Below are 13,533 nucleotides of genomic sequence, written 5' to 3' on the forward strand. Positions count from 1 at the left end.
TCCAATATTGGGGTTATAACAGCTCAATGGGATAGTGTCTGGCAGCAATTAAAGCTGAATCTTTATCGCTATTCAAATTTATCTCGTTGAAAAATAATGTTTTTATTCTAAGATGATGGCCGTTTCATTTTTTTTCTGGCTGAGTAACAAACCAGCGTAATGAGTTCATCACTTTGGTTTCTGACATTCTGGCCCTGTCTTCCTCGACTAGCTTCATTAATACCAATCTTGCCGTATAAATATCCAAGTGCGCTTTATCGGCAAGTTCTCTGGTTTTTGGCCAATTGATAACAGGTGGTGGCGACTCAGTAAACTGCTCCATTAACGAATTACAGTGGTCCTCCAGAATACCCATCACTTCTTCTTTTCTCTGATTCTTCGGTTTCATTGTTATTTACCCTATTAAATTTATATGTTGAGAATGTATAACTTTAAATTTCCTATATTCTTTATTTCTAATCAGTGCTTCCTACATATTATGTGGATATTTCCTACGCTATCGGTAATTGTTCTTACATTAACGTGGTTGTGTTCTCATTCCTTTTTATATGTTTTTATATTCTGTATTTTGTCACCCAGTATCTTACGCTCAGGATTTAACTTTTTGTCATTTTTGCCGCATAAGGAAAATAGGGTTATTAATTTGCATGTGAAATAAATGATATTTTAAGTAATTTAATAAAAACCTTTAAAATCAATCTATTGATTTATTTTTTATGGGTTTTGTTGAGATTTAACATATAAAAAAACCAAGCTAACCTAAGAAGGAATCAAAGGGTTCTCGGGTGTTTATACCATTATTACTAAGGTTTTTCTGCTTCTTAGGCTGAAATGTTAAGGATTTAATGTCGATTATAGATTGGGTTATGAAATAAGCAATCATTAATTTTGAAAAATCGCTCTTTAGCGATCAAATGTGTCGGGATGCTTATTTTTGGAGTGTTATATATCGAGGGTATAATGTTTATCGATCAATCTTATCGATTTTATTTCGTTACTGTAATCAATTAAGTTAAACACTCTGAATTATAGTTATTTGAATTAAATGACTATCAACTAGATGCCTATATTTGTATTATCTGCCTCGAACAAAATAAGGGCTTTAAACGTTATTTGAATTTTTTTCTTAATGTGCAGGCGTTACCAATGCCTACATATTGACTTTATGGCTCTGTGCAGTTATCAGCTTGTCCTTTGGTATTTTAACGGCAAGAAGCAACATGCATTTGTATTTTAAAACAACTTCTACGCGGTATTTACTTTGATTTTTTCAAAGCAAATCAGTGTATTAAATTTTAATTGTGTATAAAGGAATCACGTAATGAAACTGAATAAAACAATCTTGGCTGCTGCTCTGGTATTAGGTTTTGCTTCTATGGCTAACGCTGCTGATCAAGGCCAGGGTACTGTGACTTTCAATGGTTCAATCATTGATGCACCTTGCTCAATCGCATCAGGTTCTGATTCTCAGACTGTTGAAATGGGTCAGATCTCTAACGTACTTCTGCAGAATGGCGGCAAATCAAACCCTGCCAAAAAGTTCGACATCAAACTGGAAAACTGTGACATCGCTACTCTGAAAACTGTAACCACTACTTTTAGCGGTGCAGAATCAGAAGCAGTACCTGGCCTGCTGGGCATCACTGGTCTGGCTGAAGGCGCTGGTATCGCCATCGTTGATGGTACTGGTTCTGTTGTGAAACTGGGTCAAGCAACTGCTGAACAGACTCTGATCACCGGCAACAACACTTTGGCATTCTCTGCTTACCTGCAGGGCAGCACAGCTTCTGACGCTATCAAACCAGGTAGCTTCTCAAGCGTAGCTAACTTCATGCTGGCTTACCAATAAGCCCCCCTTTTTTAATTGGACATGCGGATTTATCCGCATGTCTTTTCTCTTGAGAAAGATACGTATTGGATGAGTTAGGTGATTTATGTCCAGGTCTTTTTTTTTGATAGTGCCTCCTTCCTTACTGATGGCGTTATTGCTGAGTTTACCGGTAACGGCAGATCCCATGAAAACAGCCTGGGGCCGCGTGAGTATGGAAGGAAGTATTACTGATACTGCTTGTGCGATAGAGCCCGGAAGCTTGGAACAGACCATCGATATGGCGATTTTGCCTATTGGTAAATTGGTTCAGAACGGTGCAGGGGATGAACACCCGTTTGAGATTCGGTTGCTGCATTGCACGATAGCTCACCCTGATCCAGATAAGTCGAACCAGCAGCATTTTGTTGTGACATTTGACGGTGCCGCAGACGGTAATAATTTTGCAGTTAATGGTGAAGCCGAAGGAGTGGCAATGCAAATTATTGATGATAAAGGCAATGTTTCGACGCCAGGGGTGGCATCACCGGAGATCAATATAATTCCTGCTGATATGAAACTCAATTATGCCCTGCGGTTAGTGGGCAATGGTAAGACACTGCGTGCTGGAACTTATCATTCTAGCGTTCGTTTCAAATTGGATTATTACTGATTTCAATGAGTAAGGTGACATATCCCATGGTATCCGCTCGTTCCATCACCTCCGGTTTTGCCCGTCGTGATTTATTGCGAATTTTGATTGCAGTTGCATTAAGTGGCAATGCTTATGGAGCGCAAGCCCGTGATGATATTCAGTTTAATACCGATGTGCTGGATACCAAGGATCGCGCTAATTTTGACCTGAGTCAGTTCTCCCAACGCGGCTACATCATGCCTGGGCACTATAACTTATTGGTTAGTATGAATAAGCAGGAGCTCAGCGAACAGCCGGTTGTGTTCTACGTCTCAGAAAAAGATCCTAATAAAAGTGAGGCCTGTTTAACACCCCAGTTAATTGAGTTGCTGGCATTGAAAGAAGACAGCTTCCAAAAGCTGACCTGGTCGCGTAATGGGGAGTGTCTCGATATCAGCAGCTTACCCGGTCTGACCGTGGAAGGTGATTTGGCGAAGTCAGCACTGTACCTGAGTGTGCCGCAAGCCTGGCTGGAATACAGCGAACCCGATTGGGATCCCCCTTCTCGTTGGGAGGATGGTATTCCCGGAGTGCTGTTCGATTACAACTTGTTAGGGCAATTGAACCGCCAGGAAACGAACAATACCAATAACAATACGTTAAGCGGAAACGGGACCACCGGCGCTAACTTGGGTGCCTGGCGATTCCGTGCTGATTGGCAAACGCGGGTTGACCAATCATCGGGTTCATCGACTGAGCGTCAGTGGGATTGGAGCCGCTATTACGCCTATCGCGCTATCCCGAATTTGGGTGCCAAGTTGACGCTGGGTGAAGATTTTCTGAACTCCGCCATCTTTGATAGCTTCCGCTTTAGCGGCGCTAGTCTGGCGACCGATGACAATATGTTACCGCCTAATTTGCGTGGCTATGCCCCTGAAATTACTGGTGTTGCCCGTACCAACGCGCGAGTTGTTGTGAGTCAGCAAGGGCGTGTGTTGAGTGAAACACTGGTCGCGGCCGGTCCTTTCCGTATTCAGAACTTGAACAGTTTTGTTTCCGGCACGCTGGATGTGCGAGTCGAGGAACTTGACGGACAAGTTCAACAATTCCAAGTGAATACCGCCAGTATTCCTTATCTGACCCGCCCTGGCATGGTGCGCTATCGCATGGCTGCCGGTAAGCCTTCGGATATCGGACGTCGGTCTGAAGGGCCAGTATTTGGTACCGGGGAATTCTCCTGGGGGATCAATAGCGGCTGGTCATTGTTTGGTGGTGGGATCAGTGGTGAAAACGAATATCAAGCGGCATCCATCGGGGTTGGCCGTGATTTGATGGAATTTGGTGCCGTATCGGTTGATATGACCCAATCTTGGGCCAATTTACCCGAGCAAGGTACGTTGAGTGGCGGCTCTTACCGAGTCAACTATTCGAAAAACTTTCAGGAAACAGGCAGTCAGGTGACATTTGCTGGCTATCGCTTCTCTGAACGTAACTTTATGAGCATGACTGAATATCTCGACGCGCGTTATCGCAACAATGACGTGGGTGGCAATAAAGAGATGTACACCATCAGCTTCAACCAGCAATTTCAAGATCTGGGGCTGAGCGCGTATCTGAACTATAGCCATCAGACCTATTGGGATCGCTCGGCGAATGACCGCTATAACCTGTCGCTCTCGCGTTATTTTGATATCGGTAAAGTGAAAAACGTCAGTTTGACCTTCTCGGCTTACCGTAACCGCTATAACGAAAGCAATGACGATGGCGTGTATCTCTCCATGTCGATGCCGTTTGGTAACAGCGCAACAATCAGTTATAGCGCGACGGTGAGTGGCCGTGAACACAGTCAGCGAGTGGGTTATACCGATCGTCTGGATGCTCACAACAACTACCAGATCAATACCGGCGTAGCACGTAGCGGCGCGCTAGTCAGTGGTAACTATAACCACATAGGTAATAGTGCGGATATCAATGCCAACGCCAGCTATCAGGAAGGACAATACTCTTCTGTTGGTTTAGGTATTCAGGGCGGGGCAACTATCACCCCTGAAGGCGGGGCTTTGCATCGGGTTAATACCCTTGGCGGCACTCGCTTGTTACTCGATACCCAAGGGGTATCCGGCGTTCCGGTTCAGGGATATGGCTCATCGATACGGACCAACCAGTTTGGTAAAGCTGTGGTTGGTGATGTGAATAGCTACTACCGCAATCGGGCCAGTATAGATATCGATAACCTGGCAGACGATGTTGAAGCCAGAGGAACCATAGCCCAGGTCACATTGACTGAAGGTGCTATTGGTTATCGCCGCTTTAATGTGATTTCCGGCGAAAAAGCGATGGCCATGATACGTATGGCAGATGGCACATCACCGCCATTTGGGGCCACCGTGTTAAATGAAAATCAGCAAGAGACCGGCATTGTTAATGACGACGGTTCCACCTATCTCAGTGGGATCAAAGCCGGTGAAACCATGTCAGTACACTGGAATGGGAAGGCGCAATGCAGCATCACTCTGCCGCAGGCTCTTTCTCCAGCAATACTGGCGAATCTACTGTTGCCTTGCCAGCCAATAGCGACGGGGGATAAACCTCCGGTGTCGCAGTAGAAAGGTTTGGTAATGAACCTGCGGGTAACCGCCCGTTCAGCTAAGTGAAAACGATCGGCGCCACCAGGTTCTGACAAGATTAATTCGAAGGAAAAGGTAATGAAATTGAATAACAAACTGCGTATCACCGCGATTTTGGTGACGGCACTTATGGCTCAGCAAGCAACAGCAGCGATTGCACTGGATAGAACCCGGGCGATTCTTAATGGCGGCGATAAGTCGATCAGCTTGAACATCAGCAACCAGAATAAGGAGCTACCTTATCTGGCGCAGGGATGGATTGAAGATGAGCAGGGTAACAAAATCAATTCACCGTTGACGGTAGTTCCACCGGTTCAGCGAGTAGAGCCTGGCGCGATGAGTCAGTTAAAAATACAAAGCTTGCCTGCTGTGAGTCAGTTGGCGCAAGACCGGGAAACCTTGTTCTATTTTAACCTGCGTGAAATTCCACCGCGGTCGGACAAACCCAATACTTTGCAGATTGCACTGCAAACGCGCATCAAACTTTTCTACCGCCCAGTTAGCATCGTGCCACAAAAGGCTGATATGTCGACACCTTGGCAAGAGAAGTTACAGCTGACTCGTCAGGGTGATCGTTATCAGGTTAATAACCCAACGCCGTATTACATCACGTTGGTCGATGCCAGTGACGGCAAAGCCGGGAAAACAGCAGCCGACTTCAAGCCGCTGATGATCGCACCAAAAGCGCAAAGCATGTTGGATGTCAGTGCCGCCGCATTGGGCAGCAAACCGGTACTAACTTATGTCAATGATTTTGGCGGTCGTCCCAAGCTGATATTTAGCTGTTCGGGGAGCACGTGTTCTGTGGTTGAAAGCATCAAGTAACGGTGTATTTCAGGGCGCTGCATAAGAAGAATACTGGGCGGGTGTCAGGCTGAACGATGAATAAGGAATATGGGATGACTGTTGTTTGTAAGGGAATAGTTACCCGGCGGGCCATGACGTCCATCTTTGGGATGACAGCCATCGTAGGGACAGCGGCCGCAGTGATGACTATGTTGTTAAGTAGCTCAGCATGGGCATTAAATAAGTCTGCGACAGTCAATGTCTCAGTCACTATTTTTGCCGCACCGCCTTGCGAGATTAACGGTAACAATACTATCAACGTTAATTTTGGCGATACCGTCCTGACATCAAATATTGATGGTAGCAACTACATGCAGCCGGTGAATTATACGTTGAACTGTACTTCGGCCGCCTCTAATGCACTGAAATTAAGCATTAATGGTAATGGGGCAAATTTTGATACCAGTGTCTTGAAAACGAGTAATTCAGGTCTGGGGATCAAGTTGATACGTAATGGGCAGTCATTCCCACTGAATACGGCATCCAACTTTACCTATCCGAATGTTCCTGTATTGCAGGCGGTACCGGTTAAACAAACAAATGCAACGTTGAGCACGGGCTATTTTTCCGGCTCAGCGACCCTGGTTGTGGAGTACCAGTAATGAAAATTAATTCACTGATTTCACGCTGTTCCATTGCGGTGGTACTGACTCTCGGCAGTACGTTGGCCTATGCGGACAACATGCTGTTCTCCGGCACATTAATTAATCCTCCGCCCTGCGTGATTAACAATACCGGCACTATCCTTGTCGGTTTTGGCAATGATGTTCTGACTTCGCGGGTTGATGGCACTCAGTATATGCAGCCGGTGACCTATACATTGAATTGTACTGGGGCTGTATCCAATGCGCTGAAAATGACAATTAAAGGAAATGGTGCGGGTTTTGATTCCAGTGTCTTGAGCACGAATAATTCGGCGCTGGGGATCAAATTACTACGTAATGATCAAGCATTGTCACTGAATAGTGCTTTCACCTTTTCCTATCCGACTATCCCGGTGCTGAAGGCCGTACCGGTCAAACAACCCGGTGCAACGTTGAGCGCGGGAGATTTTTACGGTACAGCGACCATGGTTGTGGAGTATCAGTAATGAAAAACGGATCACTGATATCGCGTTGTTCCATTGCGGTGGTACTGACACTGAGTAGCACGCTGGTGTATGCGGATGACGTATTGTTCACGGGGACATTAATTAACCCCGCCCCTTGTGTGATTAATGGGGGAAATACGATAGATGTGCCTTTCGGGGAAAATCTGGGCGTGAACAAGATCGATGGTATTAATTATACCCGGGATGTGCCTTACAGCATGACCTGCGAAACAACCAGTAGCAGTTTGGAATTAGGTCTAACGATTGTCAGTGCATCGGTTACTACATTTGACTCCGCAGCGATACAAACCGATGTTCAGGATCTGGGTATTCGTTTACTGAAAAACGGTGTTCCTTTTGCACTTAATACCCGTGTTGCTTATGACAAAAATAACCCACCGGTACTTAAGGCCGTACCTGTTAAAGCTGCTGGGGCAACATTAAGTGAAGGAAGTTTTGAGGCTACCGCTACTTTATTAGTGGATTATCAATAGGATCAAATGATGACTAATTTAAATCTGCTGATGCGCCGTGGGCGAGCTATTTTAAGTATTCTAATTCTGAATTTATTTTGGATGATACCGGTATCGGCCGCTGACAATATGCGTTTTCATGGCGCCTTGGTCGCAGAGCCTTGCACTATTCGTCCCGGTGATGAAGCTATTAGTTTGAATTTTGGCACTATCGTCGATAAATATCTGTATTCGAATCAGCGTACATCAGGCAAACAGTTTCAACTACATCTGGTCGATTGCGATATCAGCTTAGGTACGACAGCCAATATTGTATTTACTGGTAATGATAGTGTTAATTTACCTGGGTTATTGGCGGTTGATGGCAGTGATGTTGGAATCGCCATTGGTCTTGAAACAATGGCGGGGACACCTCTGTATCTGAATCAGTCGAGTGACGATATTGCACTTGATACAGGAAATAACGTTATTACCTTGAAAGCTTATGTTCGGGGTGAACCCGAGGCGATATCTCAACGTACTATTAAGCGCGGTGAGTTCAATGCGGTCGCAACATTTAATCTGCAATATTATTAATGGGATCTCCCCTCTAATCTTATTTCAATACGAATATGTTAACGCTGAAAATCATTATCAACAGCTTAAATGCCGATATGCGGATAGAGACAATGGAACTTAAACGAATGACAAAGCCTAATATGCGACTAAGTCATAAATATTGCTGGCTAATTGCTTGCGTACTGTTTTTATTTCCGCTTTATAGTCAGGCCAGTGCCTGGGTTTCGACACAAACGCGGGTAGGGCAACAATACCAAGGGACATTCTCTTGGCCGAGCGAAGAAATGCAGGGGGTACTTTGTACTGCTGATACTTGCTCTGTAGCGATATGTCACTATTCGAATAGTGATTCCGAAATATGTGGTAACCCACAGAACGCATTGACACGTGTCATTGTTGACCTAGGTGCAACTGCGCAGGATATGAGAACGGCCTTCATTGCTAAAAATGGGGTGTCGGGAAGCTGGGCCACGAATACAACGCTTCCGTTATATACCGCTGGTAGCTGCTTTGGTGTGATGTATTGGCAAGGGACAAGTAATAATGCTAACTTTAGCGGCCGGGTCATTCCCGGCTCTTATTGTGGCACGGTTCCACCGACCCCAGAAACCTGTGAAATTACTGGTGATGTCTATATCAATTATGGTTCACTTAATCAGCAAAACGTTGATGGTGCAATAAAAAGTGAGCCATTAAACATCAAATGTACGGTTAGAACATCGGTGATATTGACACTGGTAGGTGGCAAAAGTATCAACCTTGGACAAAATGGTAAACTGACCTCAACATTAAAAGTGTCAGGTCAAGATTTGTCCAGTGGTGTCACAGTCACCGCCCCCGTTGGGCAGACAGGTTTCCCGATTGAATCAACACTTCATTCGGTGGGATTACCTGATGCGGGCACCTTTAATGGTAGTGGAGTGGTGATTATGACCTACCTCTAAATACAAAATTATATGTACTCATTGTCTGAGTACATGATTATTGTGAATATAAAATAGCGTTTTAAATTCGCTAATTTTATATTTATAATTTGGGTGCCTTACTGTTATTTAATTATGGCAGCGGGCTCCCTTGGTATTTATATATTATTTTAAATTAAATAAATGTTATATTTTGGTTGTAATGCATTACGTTAATATAGTATAAATTCACTGCGTTAGATTAATGGGGTGTTAGCAATAAAACCTGAAATTCAAAACGCATACTTCAATGGGCTATTAGATAATAGGCTATAAATTTTTACTTTCCTTTAAGGACTTTTCTCATGAAAAAAATGAACATGGCTGAAGCAAATACAATCGTTGGCGGTACTGGTGTAACTTGTAAAGATACTTATGAGTGGCTGTCAGGTAGTACTACTTTGACTTGCCAGGCTGTTACTACTTGTACTGACAAGCACGGTAAAGTAACTAGCCGTACTGCTACAGCTAGCAATATTGCTAACTGCAAATAAGATATAAATTAAGTATTCGTTAATTTTTATCGATATTTAATAGTATCCCAGGCAAGTGCGGGAGGGATTTCTGTACTTGCCTGACTTATTTATTCAAATGTGTCATCGATGCTTAAATTCAAGAATTTTCGCATTAATTGAATGTTAGAAAGATTATTTCGTGGGCATAAATGTTATTTGATTCTGTTTATGTCTTACCTGAACTCTGATTGTGAATAGAACTGAATCTATGTCTACTGAAAAAAATATGTTTAGGAGTAAGGGATTTTTTATAGGCTATACACTGTTAGTTATCCTTATTTCTTCATTGATAACAACGGCCTATTTCCACTATTTCGTTCTTAATCAGGATGAACAGGAAACCCTATTCGCTGTCAGCAACAGTGAAGTTGAAAACAGCCCAATCAAAGACGATAAAACTATTATTGAGATCTTCTCTTATGGCTGCCATTACTGCGCCATCAATGAAGAGAATGTCACCCAATTAGAAAACCGCATGCCAGAAGGGACGCGTTTTGTTCGCCTGCATATCAGCAGTGATAAAACCACCGGCTTGGGGCGTTTTGCACCTATTTTCGCCACTTTATCCGTCATGGGTATTGAACCGCAGCATCGCCAAAGTGCCTACAAAGCGGTACTGGAAGACAACATTGACCTGAGTGATAACAGCCAACTCGAAACCTGGCTAAAAGCCAATGGCATTGATGTTGCCCAATATCAGCAAGTCAGCCAATCCGCTGAAGTGAAAGAGTTACTCGCCTATATGACGGCAGTGACTGCGCATTACAAGATAGACGCCACCCCGAGCTTTATTGTCGGCAAAAAATGGATAGCGTTACAGGACAGGGAATTCCCAGCGTTCTCAGATCATCTCTTGTCATTACTCGAGCACGATAAGGCGCTGGAGAAATAATGAGACTGTTAGCCGTATGGGGTTACTTTGCCTGGAGAAACCAGCTCGACAAGCTGGCTTTGAGTGGGCGGTTACTTGCCCGCGGGCAGGCCAGGCTGGCTTGCTGGCTGTTACGGCACGGTGATTATCGTTTCTTACTGATGCTCGGTGCTTTGCGCCGGGCTTTAGGCTTGATGCCAAAGCGACAGAAGAATCTGGCGCGAGTGGCGGCGGCGAACAGCCAGTGTTTATTGAATGGTGACAATAGTCCATCAGCACAGAATTTTATGCGTACCGCCCAGCGCCGTCAGGTATTGGAGCTGGCAGCGACTTATGGCCAAAACCGGCGGGTTTTAGCTCAGTTAGCAGCATGTACTCAGCAGTTAGATAGCCAGGTTCGTGCACTGCATGAGGCCGGCTCACCGGTTATTTTAGCGCCGCTGCATATGGTTTCTGATGTGCTCGCTGGCATGGTGGGGGCTAATGCTTATCCGGGGCAGGCGACCGTGGTGGTATCAGCCAGTGCCGAGGCGTATGAAGAGCAGGCGCGGCAGATGGGCGGGGTGAATATTTCCTATTGTTCCATCCATGCTGACAGCCGTGCAATCGCCGGTAACCTGATGGAAGCCATCATGGAAGCGGCCGAGCATAAGCGCAATATTATGATTTTCCCAGATATTACGCCGGATTACACCGTCAATAACCAGATGGCTGAAACGGCAAAAATACCCTGCCAATTATTCAACCGCCCAGCCAATTTACACAGTGGCATTATTCGCCTTGCCAGAGCACTTTCAGCGCAGGTGGTTTTTTATTATCTGTACTACGACAAAGAAATAAAAATAAATATTTATCCTGCACTTAGCGCGCGAGAAGTGAAAAGTAAATTACCCGAATTGATTGAAACATCAATGACGCAACATCCGCAAGATTGGCTGTTATGGCACTCACATTCGTTATTTTTTATTAACGAATAATGGCACTCATAAAGAATAGTAGAAAATGGAAAAGATAATCCCGACCCAGGTTTTTCAAAGCGAAACCAATGAATGCGGTTTAGCCTGTATTGCGATGCTGGCACAGACGCAAGGCATCAACGCGCCGTTGGAAAGCTTACGGGAGCGTTATCCTGCCTCGGCGCATGGCACCTCATTGGCTACGCTTTGTACTATTTTATCTGAATTGGCGATACCCGCTTACCCGGTGGTGTTTGAACATCAGGAGCTGTCTGCCTTACCGCTGCCCGCCATTCTGCATTATGGCGCGAACCACTACGTGTTACTTGCTTACCGTAAAGGCAACTATGTCTGTGTGATGAATCCGGCAATCGGTCAGCAATTGTTGCCAATGGATGCTTTGAAAGCGGAAATTAGCGGTTATGCCTTGGTGTTGGATCCAGAAACACCGGCAGACCCAGAGGCGGTGAAGAAAATTGAACACAGTACGCGATTGAGCGCACTGGACTGCATGAGCTTGAAAGAGACCGCCAGTGTTCGTGGCATCTACTGGCTGATGACGCTGGCATTTTTGATCTCGCTGACGCTGTTTATCATGCCGACCATGGTCAGTAGCGCCATTAATGACGTATTTTCTTCTGCAGGTGATAAAGACTTCCCCTATTTCTATTTCCTATTGGCTTTTGTGGTCTCAACGTCACTTGCTTTTTGCGTGCGATACATCACCGAGCGTTATATCAAACACTTTGTGGTGCTAAATAGTGTCGCCGGCTTCTCCCGTTTGCTCAGTCATTCACTTAACTTTTTTGATAAACGCGCACCGGGTGATATTTTCAGCCGCTTCTCCAACTGGCAAATGGCGGCTACGCAAAAAATAGAACTGGATAACGGCCTGCGTACCGACTGGATAATCGGTGCTATTGCGCTGGCGGTGATGTGCTATATGAGTCCGGTGCTGGCGATGGTTTCTGCCGTCGGCGTGATGCTGATGGGGCTTATCAGTATTTGGGCCATCTACCGTGACCGTTATTACACCCAACAGTTACAAGTAAAAGGTGCTGAGCAAAGTGATTTTATTCTGGAAACCATTCAGGGATTTTCCACTATTAAATCAGCCGGTTTGGCCAGTCAACGCCAAGGGGTGTTTGCCGGTCTGGCACTTTCATTATTCAGTGCGTTACAGAAGAAAAAAATTTACGATCAGGTCAAAAATAGTCTGTATCAACTGATCGGCAGCCTGGAAATGGTGTTCTTTATGCTGCTGGCGTTGCCGTTGTTGAAGCAGGGGACGCTGAGTTTGGGGGAATTCTTTGCCTATAGCTTTGTCCGTGAGATCTTTACCTCGTATATCACCAAGATCTTCTATGCGATTTTGCAGAAAAACCAACTGCATGTCATTGATATCCGTGCCCGTGATCTGTTCCCTGCTGGGGAGGCAACCCCCTCAAGCAGCGATTCACCGATCCCACCGGCGATCCCGGCATTTACCCGCCAATTGGTCTATCAGAATATCCGTTTTGCCTATGACGCCAGTCAGCCGGTATTGCGCAATTTGTCGCTGTCACTGACTCGTGGGCAAAGTGTGGCGATCATCGGGGAATCTGGTGCGGGCAAAAGTACTTTGTTGAAAGTGATGGCGGGGTTGATGCCACCACAGCAAGGGCAGGTATTGGTGGATGGGGAGCCGGTAGATTTTCAGCAGGCCCATGCCTTGTTCTTCCTGCAAAGCCAGGAAGATATCCTGTTTAATGCCTCGGTATTACAAAACATCACTTTGTTTGATGGGCATGTCGATGCTGAAAAACGTCAACGTATTGAACGTTCACTCCAAGGGCTGCAATTAACCCCGGTTATCGATAAGTTGCCCGGTGGCCTCAGCGCTTTGGTACGTGAAAGCCATGCCGCACTCTCTTTAGGCCAGCGTCAGCGGTTATTGCTGGCCAGAGCGATGTACAGCGATTGCCCGGTATTGGTGTTAGATGAACCTACTGCCAATCTGGATGAAGATACCGCCCATCAGGTGATGCAGACCTTATTGGCACATTGCCGGGAATATCAGAAAACACTGATCACCGTGACACACAGTGAAAGTGTCTTACCCATGTTTGACAGTGTTTTCCGCTTAAATGACGGTCAGTTGGCGCGTTTTGCGCAATCTGCGGCATTAAGCCGCCTGACACCGGTTGCAGGTTAA

At 45.4% G+C, this 13,533-nt stretch carries 14 protein-coding genes; 13 read left to right on the forward strand and 1 reads right to left on the reverse strand.

The window, feature by feature from the left end; translation table 11 throughout:
* Positions 1-124: 124 nt before the first annotated feature.
* Complete coding sequence (locus Q2T72_RS04325) at positions 125-388, reverse strand: faeA-like family protein (RefSeq protein ID WP_083160383.1); 264 nt, start codon at positions 386-388, stop codon at positions 125-127.
* A gap of 933 nt (positions 389-1,321) precedes the next feature.
* On the opposite strand from Q2T72_RS04325, the gene Q2T72_RS04330 reads away from it, so the two are divergent.
* From Q2T72_RS04330 to Q2T72_RS04390, 13 genes are all read left to right on the forward strand, one after another.
* Positions 1,322-1,849 (forward strand): fimbrial protein, encoded by a 528-nt coding sequence (locus tag Q2T72_RS04330; RefSeq protein ID WP_083160381.1) that lies wholly within the window; start codon positions 1,322-1,324, stop codon positions 1,847-1,849.
* A 127-nt stretch (positions 1,850-1,976) separates the two neighbouring features.
* On the forward strand, positions 1,977-2,480 hold the full coding sequence (locus Q2T72_RS04335; RefSeq protein WP_193784840.1) for a fimbrial protein: 504 nt from the start codon (positions 1,977-1,979) through the stop codon (positions 2,478-2,480).
* Between the two features lie 26 nt (positions 2,481-2,506).
* Positions 2,507-5,047, forward strand: a complete 2,541-nt coding sequence (locus Q2T72_RS04340) for an outer membrane usher protein (protein ID WP_193784720.1) — start codon at positions 2,507-2,509, stop codon at positions 5,045-5,047.
* A gap of 99 nt (positions 5,048-5,146) precedes the next feature.
* Positions 5,147-5,893 (forward strand): fimbria/pilus periplasmic chaperone, encoded by a 747-nt coding sequence (locus Q2T72_RS04345; RefSeq protein ID WP_372568708.1) that lies wholly within the window; start codon positions 5,147-5,149, stop codon positions 5,891-5,893.
* A gap of 74 nt (positions 5,894-5,967) precedes the next feature.
* The gene (locus Q2T72_RS04350) at positions 5,968-6,516 is read left to right on the forward strand and encodes a fimbrial protein (RefSeq protein WP_193784839.1); all 549 of its coding nucleotides are present in this window, start codon (positions 5,968-5,970) and stop codon (positions 6,514-6,516) included.
* Positions 6,516-7,004 carry a fimbrial protein gene (locus Q2T72_RS04355; protein WP_083160371.1) on the forward strand — a complete coding sequence of 163 codons (489 nt, stop codon included), beginning with the start codon at positions 6,516-6,518 and terminating at the stop codon, positions 7,002-7,004. The genes Q2T72_RS04350 and Q2T72_RS04355 overlap by 1 nt, the downstream gene beginning before the upstream one ends.
* Positions 7,004-7,498 (forward strand): fimbrial protein, encoded by a 495-nt coding sequence (locus Q2T72_RS04360; protein WP_083160369.1) that lies wholly within the window; start codon positions 7,004-7,006, stop codon positions 7,496-7,498. The genes Q2T72_RS04355 and Q2T72_RS04360 overlap by 1 nt, the downstream gene beginning before the upstream one ends.
* A gap of 9 nt (positions 7,499-7,507) precedes the next feature.
* The gene (locus Q2T72_RS04365; RefSeq protein ID WP_083160367.1) at positions 7,508-8,053 is read left to right on the forward strand and encodes a fimbrial protein; all 546 of its coding nucleotides are present in this window, start codon (positions 7,508-7,510) and stop codon (positions 8,051-8,053) included.
* Positions 8,054-8,145: 92 nt separating this feature from the next.
* Complete coding sequence (locus tag Q2T72_RS04370; protein WP_372568709.1) at positions 8,146-8,979, forward strand: exotoxin; 834 nt, start codon at positions 8,146-8,148, stop codon at positions 8,977-8,979.
* A 323-nt stretch (positions 8,980-9,302) separates the two neighbouring features.
* Complete coding sequence (locus tag Q2T72_RS04375; RefSeq protein WP_032819197.1) at positions 9,303-9,491, forward strand: DUF4762 family protein; 189 nt, start codon at positions 9,303-9,305, stop codon at positions 9,489-9,491.
* Positions 9,492-9,720: 229 nt separating this feature from the next.
* Positions 9,721-10,404 carry a DsbA family protein gene (locus Q2T72_RS04380; protein ID WP_372568710.1) on the forward strand — a complete coding sequence of 228 codons (684 nt, stop codon included), beginning with the start codon at positions 9,721-9,723 and terminating at the stop codon, positions 10,402-10,404.
* Positions 10,404-11,360, forward strand: coding sequence for an ABC transporter (locus Q2T72_RS04385; RefSeq protein WP_083160365.1), 957 nt, complete (start codon positions 10,404-10,406; stop codon positions 11,358-11,360). The genes Q2T72_RS04380 and Q2T72_RS04385 overlap by 1 nt, the downstream gene beginning before the upstream one ends.
* A 25-nt stretch (positions 11,361-11,385) precedes the next feature.
* Entirely contained in the window at positions 11,386-13,533 is a 2,148-nt protein-coding gene (locus tag Q2T72_RS04390; protein WP_083160363.1) for a peptidase domain-containing ABC transporter, read from the forward strand.

It is taken from the genome of Yersinia sp. 2466 StPb PI, assembly GCF_041538325.1.
Taxonomy (GTDB): domain Bacteria; phylum Pseudomonadota; class Gammaproteobacteria; order Enterobacterales; family Enterobacteriaceae; genus Yersinia; species Yersinia enterocolitica_E.